The organism is Roseomonas alba (genome assembly GCF_019430885.1).
Classification (GTDB): Bacteria; Pseudomonadota; Alphaproteobacteria; order Acetobacterales; family Acetobacteraceae; genus Neoroseomonas; species Neoroseomonas alba.
Genome location: NZ_JAHYBZ010000013.1, coordinates 46332 through 61947 on the forward strand (window position 1 = coordinate 46332; position 15616 = coordinate 61947).

Annotated in this window: 11 protein-coding genes; 1 reads left to right on the top strand and 10 read right to left on the bottom strand. The window is 69.7% G+C overall.

The genetic code is table 11. The annotated features are described in order from the left end of the window. Positions 1 to 6 precede the first annotated feature (6 nt). From KPL78_RS27565 to KPL78_RS27610, 10 genes are all read right to left on the bottom strand, one after another. Complete coding sequence (locus KPL78_RS27565) at positions 7 to 975, bottom strand: Bug family tripartite tricarboxylate transporter substrate binding protein (RefSeq protein ID WP_219766480.1); 969 nt, start codon at positions 973 to 975, stop codon at positions 7 to 9. 42 nt (positions 976 to 1017) lie between these two features. Then, positions 1018 to 2094 carry a 3-isopropylmalate dehydrogenase gene (gene leuB / locus KPL78_RS27570; RefSeq protein ID WP_219766482.1) on the bottom strand — a complete coding sequence of 359 codons (1077 nt, stop codon included), beginning with the start codon at positions 2092 to 2094 and terminating at the stop codon, positions 1018 to 1020. Between the two features lie 14 nt (positions 2095 to 2108). After that, on the bottom strand, positions 2109 to 2708 hold the full coding sequence (gene leuD, locus KPL78_RS27575) for a 3-isopropylmalate dehydratase small subunit (protein ID WP_219766484.1): 600 nt from the start codon (positions 2706 to 2708) through the stop codon (positions 2109 to 2111). A gap of 1 nt (position 2709) precedes the next feature. Next, positions 2710 to 4134, bottom strand: coding sequence for a 3-isopropylmalate dehydratase large subunit (gene leuC / locus KPL78_RS27580; protein WP_219766486.1), 1425 nt, complete (start codon positions 4132 to 4134; stop codon positions 2710 to 2712). A gap of 18 nt (positions 4135 to 4152) precedes the next feature. Then, positions 4153 to 5193 (bottom strand): LacI family DNA-binding transcriptional regulator, encoded by a 1041-nt coding sequence (locus KPL78_RS27585; protein ID WP_219766488.1) that lies wholly within the window; start codon positions 5191 to 5193, stop codon positions 4153 to 4155. A 98-nt stretch (positions 5194 to 5291) separates the two neighbouring features. Then, positions 5292 to 6272, bottom strand: a complete 981-nt coding sequence (locus KPL78_RS27590; protein WP_219766490.1) for a tripartite tricarboxylate transporter substrate binding protein — start codon at positions 6270 to 6272, stop codon at positions 5292 to 5294. Between the two features lie 31 nt (positions 6273 to 6303). Further along, positions 6304 to 7113 (bottom strand): enoyl-CoA hydratase-related protein, encoded by an 810-nt coding sequence (locus KPL78_RS27595; protein WP_219766492.1) that lies wholly within the window; start codon positions 7111 to 7113, stop codon positions 6304 to 6306. Continuing rightward, a complete protein-coding gene (locus KPL78_RS27600; protein ID WP_219766494.1) occupies positions 7110 to 8261 on the bottom strand; it encodes a CaiB/BaiF CoA transferase family protein in 1152 nt (383 codons plus the stop codon). Before KPL78_RS27600 ends, KPL78_RS27595 begins: the two co-directional genes overlap by 4 nt. Next, entirely contained in the window at positions 8254 to 9987 is a 1734-nt protein-coding gene (locus KPL78_RS27605; RefSeq protein WP_219766496.1) for a hydantoinase B/oxoprolinase family protein, read from the bottom strand. Before KPL78_RS27605 ends, KPL78_RS27600 begins: the two co-directional genes overlap by 8 nt. After that, positions 9987 to 12026, bottom strand: coding sequence for a hydantoinase/oxoprolinase family protein (locus KPL78_RS27610; protein WP_219766498.1), 2040 nt, complete (start codon positions 12024 to 12026; stop codon positions 9987 to 9989). The genes KPL78_RS27605 and KPL78_RS27610 overlap by 1 nt, the downstream gene beginning before the upstream one ends. A 161-nt stretch (positions 12027 to 12187) precedes the next feature. On the opposite strand from KPL78_RS27610, the gene KPL78_RS27615 reads away from it, so the two are divergent. Further along, positions 12188 to 15592: a DUF4114 domain-containing protein gene (locus tag KPL78_RS27615; RefSeq protein ID WP_219766500.1), complete on the top strand. Its 3405-nt coding sequence runs from the start codon at positions 12188 to 12190 to the stop codon at positions 15590 to 15592. The last annotated feature ends 24 nt before the right edge of the window (positions 15593 to 15616 follow it).

The window sequence follows — 15616 nt, forward strand, 5'->3', positions numbered from 1 at the left end:
GACCTTTCAGCCGAGCGTAATCCCCGCCTCCCGGATCGTCTCCTCCGCATTGCGGCGCTGCCCGGCCAGCCAGGTTGCGAAGACCTCCGGCGAGCTGCCGACCATGACGGCGCCGGCCGGGTCCATGCGCTCGCGCACCTTGGGCGCGCGGGCGGAGACCGCCGCCACGGCCGCCATCCGCTCGATGATCGGGCGCGGCGTGCCGGAGGCGGCGAACAACCCGTTCCAGTCCACCATGTCGTAGCCGGGGAAGCCCGATTCCGCGACGGTGGGCACATCTGGCAGGGATGGCGGCCGTTCCAAGCTCGTCACGGCCAGGATGCGCGCCCGCCCGGACTGCACCGGCGGTCGGATGGACGATGTCGTGATCAGCACCGCGTCGATGCTGCCCGACATGATGTCGCGCGCCGCATCGGCGCCGCCGCGATAGGGGGCATGGACCAGGCGCACGCCGGCCCGGTGCTCGAAGGCCGCGAGGGCGAGATGCCCCATCCCCGCCGCCGGCGGCGTGCCGACCGAGATCGTGTTCGGCCGCTCCTTCGCGACGGCGATGAACTCGGCAAGGGTGCGCGCCGGGAAATCCTGCTTCACCGCGATCACCTGCGGGAAGGCCGCGACCTGGGTCACCGGCACGAAGGCGGTCTTGTAGTCGAAGGTCAGGTCGCGCAGCAGCACCGGGTTGGTGAGCTGGTTCGCCGCGTCGATCAGGAAGGTGTAGCCGTCATGCGGCGATTGCAGCGTGGCGCTGGCCGCGACCACGGCATTCCCGCCGGTGCGGTTCTCGATGACGATGTTCTGGCCCAGCGCCTCCTGCATGTCGGCGGCGATGGCGCGGGCCGCGGTGTCGGCCGCCCCGCCGGCGGCGAAGGCGACGACCCAGCGGATCGGCCGGTTCGGCCAGACGTCCTGGGCGAGCGCCGGCCTCGCCAGGACCGGCGTGGCGAGCGTGGCGGCGAGGAGCCTCCGGCGTGTCATTGATGCGTTCATTGTCGTTGTCCTCCCTGTCTGGTTGCGGATTCAGTTGGCGAGTCGGGCGATCTCCCGTGCGACGGCGTCGCCCATGGCTTCGGTGCCGAGCCGCGTGGCGCCGGCTTCCATGATGTCCCCGGTGCGATAGCCCTCGGCGAGGACGCGGCGCACCGCGGTCTCGATGCGCTCGGCCATTGCTGGCTGGCCGAGCGAGTGGCGCAGCAGCATCGCCCCGCATAGGATCGAGGCCAGCGGATTGGCGATGTCCTTGCCCGCGATGTCGGGTGCGGAGCCGTGCACCGGCTCGTACAGCCCGCGCCCTTCGGCATTCAGCGAGGCCGAGGGCAGCATGCCGATCGACCCCGTCAGCATCGCCGCGGCGTCGGAGAGGATGTCGCCGAAGATGTTGCCGGTGACGATGACATCGAAGTCGCGCGGCCGGCGGATCAGATGCATCGACGCCGCATCGACATAGAGATGCGACAGCTCGACATCGGGGTATTCGCGCCCGACCTCGGTGACGACCTCGCGCCATAGCGCCATGGTCTCCAGCACATTGGCCTTGTCGACCGAGCACAGCTTCTTCCGCCGTCCCTGCGCAGCCTTGAAGCCGGCATGGGCGACGCGGCGGATCTCGCTTTCGGTGTAGCGCATGGTGTTGACGCCCACGCGTTCGCCATTCGTCACATGCACGCCGCGCGGCGTGCCGAAATAGATGTCGCTGGTGAGTTCCCGCAGCACGACGAGGTCGACGCCCTCGATCGCCTCGCGCTTCAGGGTCGAGGCGCCGATCAGCTCCGGAAAGGCGGTGACGGGCCGGAAGTTGGCGAACAGGTCCATGCGCTTGCGCAGGCGCAGCAGCGCATGCCCGCCGCGCTGCTCGGGCGGCCGCAGGTCGCTCTCATAGGTGCCGGCCGCGCCGAACAGCACGGCATCGGCCCGTTCGGCCAGTTCGGCCGTGGCTTCCGGCAGCGGGTCGCCGGTGGTGTCGTAGGCGGCATCGCCGATCGGCGCCTCGGTGAAGTCGAATTGCGGGCCGTTGGCGGCGACGGCGCGCAGCGCCTTCACGGCCTGCGCGGTCACCTCCGGCCCGATGCCGTCGCCGGCGAGCAATGCGATATGCATGAAACGTTTCCTCGTCAGAAGTTCGAGCGATCCATCCGCCGCTCGAAGGCGGCGATGTCCTCCTGGTGGGACAGGGTGAAGGCAAGCTCGTCCACGCCTTCCAACAGGCAATGGCGGGTGAATGGGTCGATATCGAAATGATAGACTGCGCCGTTCGCGGCCGTCACGGTCTGGGTGGCCAGGTCGACGGCGATCTCCGCGCCGGGATGCGCCTCCGCCTCGGCGATCAGCGCGGCCACCGCGTCCTCGGCCAGCACGACCGGCAGGATGCCGTTCTTCACCGCGTTGATGGCGAAGATGTCGCCGAAGGACGGTGCGATCACCGCGCGGATGCCATGGCCCTGGACGGCCCAGACGGCGTTCTCGCGGGACGACCCGCAGGCGAAGTTGCGCCCGCCGAGGATGATGCGGGCATCGCGCCAGCCCTCCCGGTTCAGCGGGAAGTCCGGCACCTCCGACCCGTCGGGCGCGTAGCGCAGGTCGCGGAACAGGCAGGCGCCGTGATCCTCGTCGCGCTGCATGTGCAGGAAGCGCGCCGGCAGGATCTGGTCGGTGTCGATGTTGTCCCGCGCGAAGGGCACGGCGGCGGCATGCAGCGTCGTGAAGCGGTCCATCTCAGCCCCCCGTCATCCGGCGCACATCGGTGATGTGCCCGGTCACCGCGGCGGCGGCGGCCATGGCCGGGCTCATCAGATGCGTGCGCACGCCGGGGCCCTGGCGCCCGCGGAAATTGCGGTTGGTGGTGGCGGCGACGCGCTCGCCCGGGGCCGCGATCTCCCCATTCGTGCCGAGGCACATGGAGCAACCGGCCTCGCGCCAGTCGAAGCCGGCCTCGGTGAAGATGCGGTCGAGTCCCTCGGCCTCGGCCTGGCGCTTCACCGGCGCGGAGCCGGGCACCACCCAGGCCGTCACCCCCTCCGCCACGCGCCGGCCGCGCGCAATGGCGGCGGCGGCGCGCAGATCCTCGATCCGGCCATTGGTGCAGGACCCGATGAAGACCCGGTCGATGCGCAGTTCCTCGACCGGCATGCCCGGCGTCAGGCCCATATAGGCGAAGGTGTCCTGCATGGCGGCGCGACGCTCGGCGTCTTCCTCCTGCGTCGGGTCGGGCACCTGGCCATCGGCGGCAACCGCATCCTGCGGCGAATTGCCCCAGGTGACGGTGGGCGCGATGGCGGCGGCGTCGATCGTCACCTCGCGGTCGAAGCGCGCGCCGGCGTCGGTCGCGAGCGCGCGCCAGCGTTCCACCGCGCGATCCCACTCCGCGCCCTTCGGCGCATAGGGGCGGCCGGCGAGATAGGCGAAGGTCGTCTCGTCCGGCGTGACCATGCCGGCGCGGCCGCCTGCCTCGATAGACATGTTGCACAGGGTCAGCCGGCCTTCCATGGACAGGCCGCGTATCGCGCTGCCGGCGTATTCGATGACATGCCCCGCCGCACCCGCCGCGCCGATGGTGGCGATGATGTGCAGGATCACGTCCTTGGCCGTGACGCCGGCGCCGAGGTCGCCCTCCACCGTGATGCGCATGGTCGCCGGCTTGCGCTGCCACAGCGTCTGCGTCGCGAGCACATGAGTGACCTCGGTCATGCCGATGCCAAAGGCGAGTGCGCCGAGCGCGCCATGGGTCGAGGTGTGGCTGTCCGGGCAGACCATCAGCAGGCCCGGCTGTGTCAGGCCCTGTTCGGGGCCGATGACATGGACGATGCCCTGGCCCTCGTCCTTGAGGCCGAACAGTTGGAAGCCATGCTCGGCGCTGTTGCGTTCCAGCGTCTCGACCATGAAGCGCCGTGCGGGATCGGGGATGGCGGCGGTCTCCCGCGTGTCGGTCGGCACGTAATGGTCGGGCACGCCGAAGATGCGGTCCGGCGCGCGAGGTTTCAGCCCGCGCCGGCGCAGCATGTCGAAGGCCGGTTCGCTGCCGTCGTGGATCAGGTGGCGATCGACATAGAGGAGCACCTGGCCATCGGGCCGTTCCAGGACGCGGTGCCGGTCCCAAATCTTTTCGAACATGGTGCGGGGTGCGGCGTCCTCAGGCGGCATGACCGGTCTCCGGCGTCGTCAGCGTGGCGGGGCGCAGGACCCCCGTGGGATGTAGGTGGTGGGGCCGAGCGCGCGCTGCGGCGGCAGGCCCGGCGTCTCGATCCGCTGCAGCAGGAACTGCGCGGCCATGGCGCCGAGCGCCCCATGGTCCCATTGCACGACCGAGATCGGCGGTGCGTGGAATTCGGCGAGTTCGCTCTCCGCCCCCGCCACGACGGACACATCGCGCGGAATCACCAGGCCGCGTTCCTGCAAGGTCCGCAACAGCCCCGGCAGCAGCGCGGTGCCGGCGACGAAGAAGGCGGTGGGCGGATCGGGCAGATCCAGCAGCCGCGCCGCCTCCTGCTCCGCATAGCCCGTGGCGAAGGAGCCGAGGCGCATCAGCGCCGGATCGGGCTCCAGACCCAGCGCCGCATGGGCTTCCCGGAAGCCGCGCAGGCGCTCGGTCACCGGGCAGGCGACATCCGCGCCGGAGATCACCCCGATGCGCCGATGGCCCAGCGCCAGAAGATGCGCGATCGCCGCGCGCGTGCCATGGGCGTGGTCCACGCGAACGTGATCGAGGCTGTCCGGCCGCATGCGGTCCAGCAGCGTGATCGGCATCGGCGCGTCGCGCAGCATCTTGAGCAGGCGCCGGTCGCGCTCCGAGGAGGTGGCGATGACGAGCCCGTCCACCCGTCGGCGGATGAAGCTCGCCAGCAATTCCTGTTCGCGCGCGAAGGCGTGATAGGACGATGCGACCAACAGCGAGCAGCCGCGCGCATCCAGCTTCTGCTGCATCTGGTCCACGAAGCTCGCCAGGACGGGCACGGTCAGGTCGCGCACGACGCAAGCGAAGATACGGGACGGGCCGCCGCGCAGGCTCTGCGCCGCGGCGTCCGGGGAGAAGCCCAGCCGCGCCACGGCCGCCTGCACACGCTCCCGCAACTCGGTGCTGACATTCGCATGGCCGTTGATGACGCGGGAGACGGTGCCGACCCCCACCCCGGCCGCTTCCGCGACGTCGCGGATGGTCGGCTTTGGCTTCACGCAGCCTGCCGCCATGCGGGACCCGGCCATGGCTCTCCCTCTCCCGGTCCGCCATGCCGCGGCAGGACCGGCCCTGTCCCTTCCCTCCTAGGTGTTCGGCGGGCGCGGGGCAAGGCATGGGGCCGGGTTCAGCCATCCACCCGGATGTTCGCGTCGCGCACCACTTGGCCCCAGCGTTCCGCTTCCGCCCGCAGGAAGGCGGCGAAGACCGCCGGGTTGTAGCCCAGGCTGCTGAAGCCGTTGGTGCGTAGCGTGTCCTGGAAGGACGGGGTGTTCTGCACCTGGGACACGGCTGCATGGACCGTCTCGGCCACCACCATCGGCGTGCGCGGCGCCGCGAGGAGCCCGATCCAGGCATCGGCGATGACCGGCATGCCCTGCTCCGTCAGGGTCGCGACATCCGGCACCAGGGAGAAGCGTTGCGCCGTGGCGACGCCGAGCATCTTCAGCCGGGCCCGCTGCGGCTGCGCCACCGCGACCGGCACCATCATGATGTCCACCTGGTCGGCAGTGATGGCGAGCACACCCGGCCCCGCACCTTGATAGGGAACATGCGTCATCTCGGCCCCGATGGCGCGGCGGAACATCTCGCCCGCCGCATGGGAGACGCTGGCCACACCATAGGACGCATAGGTCAGCGGCGTGGCCGACCCGCGCGCCAATTCGATGAGCTGCTGGAGGTTCTCGACCGGCAGGCCCGGCCGGGCGACCAGGGCGAAGACCACGCTGGCGATGCCGCTGACCGGCACGAATTCCGCAACATTGTAGGGCAGCCGGGAATTGGCTGCGGGCAGCACGGTATGGGTGTCGGCGGTGGCGAGCATCAGGCTGTGCCCATCCGGCGGCGAGCCCAGCAGGTTCTGCGTCGCGACCACGCCATTCGCACCCGGGCGGTTCTCGATGACCAGCGCCTGGCCGAGCTTCTCGCCGAGCCCCGTCGCGATGAGGCGCGCCAGCATGTCGGTGGCGCCGCCGGGCGGGAAGGGCACGACGACGCGCACCGGGCGCGTCGCGTGCCAGGCCGCCTGGGCGAAGGCGGGCCGCGCCAGGGCGGGCACGGCGAGGGCCGCAGCGAGGGCGCTGCGGCGGCTGATGGTCGTTGTTGTCATGGACGGTCCTCCTGTCTCGCGTGGCGGTCGCTCAGCGCCCGGTGAAGCGCGGCGGTCTCTTCTCGTTGAAGGCGGCGATGCCCTCCCGCCGGTCGGCGGTGGGGATCAGTGGGTAGTAGGCCTCGATCTCGAGCTGCATGCCGGTGCGCAGATCGGCCTGAAGGCCGTGGTCGATCGCCTTCTTGGCCTGGCGGATGGCGATCGGCGCATTGCCGGCGATGCGCCTTGCGGTGGCGAGCGCCAGCCCCAGCACCTCGCCCGGCGGGCAGAGCCGGTTGACGATGCCCCAGTCCAGCGCCTCGGCGGCGGAGAAGGGTTCGCCGGTGAAGATGATCTCCTTGGCGCGGCGCGCGCCGATGCTGCGCGGCAAATGCTGCGTGCCGCCGCCGCCGGGCATGATGCCGCGCGTCACCTCGGTGAAGGCGAAGCGCGCCGTGTCCACCGCATAGGCGAAGTCACAGGACAGCATCAGCTCCAGCCCGCCGGCGAAGGCCGCGCCATTCACCGCGGCGATGAGCGGCACCGGGCAGGCGAGCAGCGCGCGCATCATGCGCTCGAACATGTAGTGCTGGCGGGCGAAGGCCTCGTCATCCATGCCGTTGCGTTCGGCGAGGTCGGCGCCGGCGCAGAAGGCGCGTTCGCCGGCCCCGGTCAGGATCACCGCGTGGCAGAGATGCGGGGCCGCTTCGAGCGCGCCGAAGAGGGCGATCAGTTCCTCGCCGAGCGGCGTGTTCATTGCGTTGGCGCGCTCGGGCCGGTTCAGCGTGACGACGAGAAGGCCCGGCTCGGCCTCCTCGACGCGCAGCGTTTCCCAGCTTCGGGCGGCAAGGACATGGGTCACGAACAGATCTCCCGGATCTCGTCGAGCAAATTCTGGTGTTCGCCGAGCCGTGGCGCCCGGCCGGCGGGCATGGGGCGCTGGCCATCGAAGGACACCGGCAGACCGACCGTGCCCGGCCCGCCGCCAGGCGGGGTGGCGATGATGCCGAGGGCGGCGGTCTGTGGGTCGGCCAGCGCCTCGGCCGCGCCCTTCACCGGGCCGCAGGGGATGCCGGCCCGGCGCAGCTCCTCGGACAGCGTGGCGACAGGGCGGCGGGCGATCTCGGCGGCGAGCTGCGAGATCAGCGCATCGCGGTTGCTGACGCGCGCGCCGTTGGTGGCGAAGCGCGGATCCTCGGCCAGTGCGTCGAGGCCGAGCACGCGGCACAGCCGCCCGAACAGGAGGTCGTTGCCGGCGGCGACCAGCAGCGTGCCATCCGCCGTCGCGAAGGTCTGGTAGGGCACGATGTTGGACACGCCCGAGCCGTAGCGCTGGGGCTCGGGGCCACCCGCGAGCAGGTCCGAGATCGGCACCGTCATCCAGGACAGCGCGGTCTCGTAGAGCGACACGTCCACCACGCCGCCGCGCCCGTCACGTTCCCGCCGCAGCAGCGCGGCCAGGATGCCGAGCGCGCCCCAGATGCCGGTGCCGATGTCGTTCAGCGCGACCGGCACCCGTGCCGGCGGCGCGCCGGGATGGCCATTCATGTCCATCAGGCCGGAGGCGGCCTGGATCAGCGGGTCGTAGCCCGGATCGCTGCGCCGCGGCCCAACGCGGCCGAAGGCGCCGATGTTGCAGATGACGAGGGAGGGTTTCTCGGCGAGCAGCGAGTCCGCGCCGAGCCCGGCCTCCTCCAGCGTGCCGACCTTGAGGTTCTGCAAGAGGATGTCGGCGCGGTCGAGGATCAGCCGCCGCAGCGCCGCCGCCGTCGTCGGGTCGCGCAGATCCGCCGTGACGCTCAGCTTGCCGCGGTTGACGGCGTGGAACAGCGCCGAGGCGCCCTCGATGAAGGGCGGGCCCCAGCCACGCGCATGGTCGCCCTTGCCGGCGGATTCCACCTTCAGGACGGTGGCACCGAGATCAGCCAGGATGGCACCGGCGAAGGGACCGGCCAGGCTGTGGCCGATCTCGACCGCGAAACGCCCGGCGAGGGGGAGCGTATCAGCCATCGGCGGCCGCCATCAGATTCGCCGCATCGGCCGGCGAGAGCAGGTAGTCGCGGGTCAGCGCCTCCGGCGTGACATAGCCGTCCTTCAGGTCATCGAGCAGGCGCTGCCGGTCGCGTCGCAGCGGATCGCCATAGCCGCCGGCGCCGGCGGGTTGCAGCAGCACCACGTCGCCGGTCTGGACGATCTCGTGCGGCCCCTTGGCGGGCACCAGCGTCACATCGTCCCCGCGCCGCACCTCGCAGCGGAAGGTGGACCCCGCCGCGCCGCCGAACTGGCCGAGCGGCGGGTGGATGCCACGCTCGCCGCAGGCGGTGAAGGTCGCTTCCTCATAACCCACGCGATAGACGCGGCGGGAGGCGAGGCCACCGCGCCATTCGCCCGCACCTCCGGTATCCGGGACCAGCGACCATTCCTGCACGGTCAGCGGCGAGGTCTGCTCGATGATTTCGACCGAAGTGCTGCCGGCATTGCCGACATAGACGCGCACGCCGTTCACGCCGTCCTTCGTCGCCCGCGCGCCCATGCCGCCGGCATGCGGGTCGATCACGCCGACATAGCGGCGGCCGGTCGCGGTGACGCGCGCCTCGTCCGGGTCCATGCCGCCGAACAGGCCGGAGAAGGCCCCGCAATTGCTCTGCCCGACCACCCGTTCCGGCACCGCCGGGGCCAGGGCGCGGAACAGCAGGTCGATGATGCGTGGCGAGGTCTCGGTATTGCCCGCCACCACCGAGGCCGGGAAGGCGCAGTTCACCACGCTGCCTTCGGGGGCCGCGATGGTTACCGGCCGGTAGCAGCCCTGGTTGATCGGTATGCTGACATCGGTGATGGCCTTCACCGTGAACCAGGTGCTGTTGCAGGTGACCGAGAGTGGGCAGTTGATGCCGCCGCGCGTCTGCGCGCCGGTGCCGGCATAGTCGAAATGGATGGCATCGCCCGACTTCGTCACCTTCACCCGCAGCGGGATCGGCGCGGTCGGCCAACCCGGCGGGCCGGCGACGGGTTCGAGCTCGTCCTCCGCCTCATAGACGCCATCGGGGATGGCGCGGATCGCCTCGCGCATCAGGCGCTCGGAATGATCGAGGGCGCGGCGCATCGCCTCGGCCAGTGCCGCGGGGCCGTGGCGGCGGGCGATGGCAGCGATGCGCCGGTCGCCCACCACGCAGCCGGCATATTGCGACTGGATGTCGAGCAGCCGCACCGAGGGATCCCGCGTGTTCTGCAGGATCACCGTCATCAGGTCCTCGACCGGCTTGTCGTCACGGTAGAGCAGCACCGGCGGGATGCGGATGCCCTCGGCGAAGACGTCCCAGGTGAGGGTGGTGTAGGAGCCCGGCACCTGGCCGCCGATATCGGTCCAGTGGCCGCGCGTCATGACGAAGGCGACGATGTCGTCATCGACGAAGACCGGCCGGGTGAACTGCACGTCCGGCTGGTGGTTGCCACCGCCGAGATAGACGTCGTTGCTGACGATCACATCGCCCGGGCGCAGCCGGTCGCGCCCGATGGCCTCGACCGAGGCCTTGGTCGAGATCACCGCCGAACCGAGCATGGTCGGGATGTCGTTGCCCTGGGCGACGAGCTGCATCTCCGCGTCGAACACCGCGGCCGAGGCATCGCCGCCCGAATGCACGATCGGGCTGCCCGCGGTACGCATCATGGCGAGCTTCATCTCGCGCGCCGTGGCATAGAGGCTGGAGCGCAGGATCTCGTAGGTGACGATGTCCATCACGCGGCCTCCGCCGGGGCAAGGGTGACGACGAGGAGCGACCCCTGCGCGATCTCCGCGCGGTCGCCGGGGCCGAGGACGAGGTTGCTGCTCGCTTCCTCGACCACCGCAGGGCCGGACAGCGAGAAGCCCGTCGGCAGGTCCCGCCGGCGCCAGACCGGCAGGTCCTGCATCACCCCCTTCATCGCCACCTGGCGGCGGCGCCACGGGGCGGGTGCCGCGATCGGCTCGGCGAAGCGCAACGGGCCACGCCAGCCGGTCTCCGCGCGGGCCTCGACGCGGATGTTGTTCAACAGCACGGGCTGGTCCGGCTTGGTGAAGTTCCACAACCGGCGATGCGCTTCCTCGAAGGCCGCGCGGATCGCGGCGGGATCGTGGGAGGGCAGGTCGATCAGGATCGAATCCGGCTGGCCGGCATACCGGCAATCGAGCCGGCGCCGGACGCTGCGCGGAATGCCGGGATCGCGTGGCAGACCCAGGACGACCTCGGCTTCGAGCGCGGCGTAGCGATCCTCCAGCCAGGCTGCGTCCACGGCGTCGAGCGTCCGCTCCACCGCCGCCTGCCGGTCCACCTGCCGATCCGCCAGCACCATGCCGAGCGCGCTGAATAGGCCCGGCGCGGGCGGTACGACGACGCGCGGCATCTCCAGCTCGCGCGCCAGATCGATCGCATGCACCGGCCCCGCGCCGCCATAGCAGAGATAATCGAAGCCGCGCGGATCGTAGCCGCGTTCCACGGTCAGCAGGCGCATCGACTGTGCCATCAGCGCATTCGCGACCGCGCGCACCGCCTGCGCCGCATCGAGCACGCCGAGATTGAGCGGCCGCGCGAGATGTTCGCCCACCGCCGCCTCCGCCGCCGCGCGGTCGAGGCGGAAGCTGCCTTCGAGGAAGGTCTCGGCATCGATGTGGCCGAGCAGCAGGTTGCAGTCCGTCACGGTCGGCCGTGTGCCGCCGCGGCCATAGCAGGCCGGGCCGGGATCGGCGCCGGCGCTCTGCGGGCCGATGCGCACGCCGCCGCCGGCATCGACCCAGGCGATGGACCCGCCGCCGGCGCCGATGCTGTCGATGTCGATGCTCGGCGTGCGCACGGCATAGGAATGCAGTAGTGCCTGGGTGCGCAGCTCCGGCCGGCCCTCGCGGATCAGCGAGACATCGAAGGTGGTGCCGCCCATGTCGCCGAGGATGGCGTCCTGCCTCCCGGTCGCCTCGGCGAGGCGCATCGCCGCGCTGACGCCCCCGGCCGGGCCGGATTCCAGCAGCAGCACGGGGCGCGCGGCGACGGTCTCGGCTTCGGCGAGGCCGCCATTCGATCCCATGAAGAGCAGCTCGCCGCGGAAGCCTTCCGCTGCCAGCCCGTCGCCGAAGGCGCCGATGTAGCGCGCGCAGACCGGGCCCAGCATGGCGTTCATCACCGTGGTGCTGGTGCGCTCGTACTCGCCCTGCTGCGGGTTCACCTCATGCGAACAGGTGATGAAGAGGTTCGGCAGCGCGGCGCGCAGGATCTCGGCCGCACGCTGTTCATGCGCCGGATTCACCTGGGCGTGGAGGAAGGCGATGGCCACGGCCTCGACCCCGCTGCGGGCGATGCGCGCGGCGATGTCCGCGAGCGCCGCCTCATCCGGCGCCTGGACAACATTGCCGCGCCAGTCGAGCCGTTCCGGTACCTCGTAGCGCCAGCGGCGCGGCACCAGCGGCTTCGGGTTGTCGAATTGCAGATCATACAGATCGGCGCGGTCATGGCGTGCGATGCGACGCAGTTCGAGCAGGTCCCGGAAGCCCTGTGTGGCCAGCAAGGCGGTCGGGGCGCCGGTGCCCTCGACGACCATGTTCGTCGCCATGGTCGAGCCATGGCCGATGAAGCCGATCTCATCGGGCGCGCAGCCCGCCACCTCCAGGATGCGCCGGAAGCCGGCGATGGCGCCGATGACGCGGTTCGCCGGTGTCGTCGGCACCTTCGCGGTGTGCACGCGGCCGTCTTCTTCGATCAGGACGACATCCGTGAAGGTGCCGCCCACATCGATCCCGATGCGCTTCAAGACCATTTCCTCCGGGCGTCCTGGTGGTTCGCCTGGGATAACGGTGAAACGTTTCCACAGGCCTGCCAATGCGGTCATGCCCCGGCCAGGACCGCGCAACCCCCTGGTAAGCATTGCGCCGCACTCTAGGATCGGTGCCGCACGGGATGGTGATTCGGACGATGGCGACGACGCTGGACATCGCACTCAGCACGACGATGCAGACCTGGCTCAGCCAGGGCGGCAGCGGCAATGGCGTGTCGGCCTATGCCATCCTCTATGGCAGCGCGGCGCCGGGCGGCAGCGCCGATACGCCGATCTCCTCGCTGACGCTGGTCAACAACGGCGTGGTGCAGTCCGGCGGGTCCTTCACGCTGGACCTGACCACCAGCACGCAGACCACGCTCTATGGCGGCAAGGTCTACTTCATCATCCAGAGCCTGGACGATCCCTCCAGCGCCATCGATCCGACGACGTTGAGCCAGTCCGCCATCACCTGGGGCAATGCCGAAAGCCTCAGCTACCGCTACGACAGCATCGAGGTCAGCCTGACCGGCAGCTCGGGCGACGCGGCCAACCTCACCTCCATCCAGGGCTTCGGCATCGGCATGGCGCTCTCGGCCGAGACGGGGTCGCGGAGCTATTCCGTCTCGGCGGGCACGCTGTTCACCTCGCTCGCCAACGCGGCAACCGACCCGACGGCCAGCATGCCGGCGGTGACCACCTTCTCGGGCGGTGGCCTGGCCGGGCAGAATCGCGAAGCTGCCTCGCCCGCCATGGCCGTGGCGCCGGACAACGACTACCCGATCTATGCTGCCAGCGACTGGACCAACTACATCGATGCGCTGAAGCACCCCGACACGCCCATCGTCATCAACGGCTATTTCAACGGGGCGGGGGATCTGCAGGCCACGGCGCCCGCCGGCACGCCGGTCATCTGGCGCAATGCCGGTTTCTTCAGCTACCGCCTGGAATGGGTCGAGAAGGACAGCACCTTCTGGCTGACGCCGACCGAAGGCAGCCAGATCCAGGGCGCCATCAAGCTGACGCCGGATGCCCTGGCAGACAGCGTCTATTCCACCCTCGGCCAGGTGGAACTCTACGAGACGATCGGCTCCACAACGCCCTTCGAGCTCTATCCCGGCAGCAGCGAGATGAGCTCCGGCGCCAACAATGCCTGGGGGCAAGTGCTGCAGCAGCTCACCCTGGGTCTGACGGCGGGCTATCTGCAATCGAGCGGCGTATCGCCGAACAGTGCCGTGACGGCGGGCATCGACCTCAACAAGAACTACAATTGGGATCCGTCCTACGCCTTCGGCCAGAACACCAACAGCACGCTCGGCGCCGACGTCACCGTGACCTGGGATCCCTTCGCCCAGCTCTTCTACCAGTACTCGAATTCCTACGGCACGCAGTATGCCGACGCGCTGATGAGCGCCTTCGCGCAGGGCGGGCCGCAACTGCCGGCCTATGCCAACGGGCAGAACATCTCGACGCTGTCGGTCACGCTCTTCGCCGACAGCGAGGCGCCGCCCGCGGGCGACTACACGCCACCCGTGATCCATGACTACGTGGCCGGTTCCGCCGCCGGGGGCCAGTACGAGGCCGCCCAGTGGCACGAGAACAATCCCGCCAATGTGGTCCTGGACTTCAATCCGGGCGCGAGCCTGGCCCAGTCGCTGGTGTTGCGGGACGACGCCGAGCTCTCCATCCGTATCCTCACCGGCTATAACGACGACAAGCCGCAGTGGCAGGATGTTGCCCTCGGCGGGGCCGGGGTTACGCCGTGGCAGAACTGGACCTTCGCCTATGCCAACGGCAGCTATTCCGTCAGCGGGAATGGCGGCGCAGGGCAGACCTCGCAGAGCCTGGTGCTCACCGGTCTGCCGATGGCCGACAGCGGCGTCGGCTGGTACCAGATCGTCGTCAAGTCGCGCGGCTTCGAGAAGGTGTTCAACCTCTACACGACGACCTTCACGCCGGCGCCGACGACCGGGGATCCCAATCCCATCCCGCGTTTCTCGGATTTCGGCAGCGATCCCTCCCTGTTCGGAATCGATGGGCTGGCGACGCTCACTGCCGGCACGGCGGCATCGGGCGGCGGGCTGCTGACCTTCTCGGTCGAGGTCACCGGCGTCTCGCCGACGCTCGACCTGTCGCTGATGCAGGCGAATACGAGCAGCGCCTTCCTCAACGGTCAGGTCACCGCCACCGCCCCCGTCGCCGGCACCCTGAAAGGCGGGGTCTTCACCGCCGTGGCCGGGCAGACGGCCGATGTCCACGATGCCGGCGGCGAAGGCGTCGCACTGTCCGTCACCAGCTCGTCGGGGCTGCTCGCCTTTGGCTGGACGGGGCTGAACGATGCGGCCGATACCAGCACTTGGACCGAGACCTTCACCAATCTCGTGCAGGGCAGGTCCGTCGCGGTGATCCATATCGACCACCAGGGCGGATCGGGGTCCATTGCGCCGCTATTCGCCAAGGCCGATCTGGCGGGCGGCTGGCAGACTCTGGCCGCGCAGCAGCTCGGCAACGGCACCTACGATGTGACGATGACGGCCTATGACGCCAAGCCTCATGCACCGAATGCGCCGGACTATGCGGAGCCGCTGACCAAGGCGAGCGCCGCGCTGACGGTGACGGTGCAGCTCAGCGAGCTCGCCCTGACGACGAGCCCCGATGGAAAGGGGCTGGCGCTGCAGGCCGATGACGGGGATACGGGGGGCAACTGGATCCGCTTCACCTCCGGCGCGGGCAGCCTGCCCGAGGGCATGGCGGTGGCGCTGTATGCCACCGATGCCGACGGCCATCCGGTGAATGCCGATGGCACGCCGGCCGGCGGCATTGCCGAGGCCGTGCTCGGATGGGTCGGCACCGTGGGCAGCGACGACGGCGCGTCACTCGTGGCCGGTCTCCAATCCATCTATCTGGCCGCCGATCGGCATCTGCATTTCGCATTGGTGGATGGAAAAGGCGACGTGCCACGCGCGACGGCGGTGACCATGCGCGACAACGGCGACGGTTCGTTCTCCCTGGATGTCGGCGGCGTTGCGCTGCGTGCCGAGGTCGACAACACGCTGTCGGCGGATATGCAGATGGCATCGGCCCAGCGAATGTACGGGTTGCCGCTGGTCCATCTTGATCATGGGCAGCAGGTCGCCGTCGAACTGACCGGAAGCGCGTTCAATGCGAATACCCTTGGCTTTGTCCGCGTCGATCTGAATCAGGCCACCGGAGAGATGAGCCTCGACGGCATTGCCTATGGCGATACCGATGCGTTCCGCGACGCGGTGCGCGGCGCACTTGATCCGGGCTATGGCGTGACGATCGGCGGCAGCGACTTCGCGCGGACCGATAGCTGGACGGTTGCAGGGGAGACCGGCTTCTACGCCCCGGTTCTGCTGACCCAGTCCGGCGAGATCTTCGTCATTGGCGACGCAGCCAATGCCGGTGGCCACGCCTATATCCGCACCTATGGTGCCAACATCTTCGGCTTCGAGGATCTGGCCTACGATCAGGGATCGGATTTTGACTACAACGACATGGTTGTGACGTTGAAGGCCATTTCCGACAGCTCCATGATCTGAACGGTCGACGAACACGTCAATCAT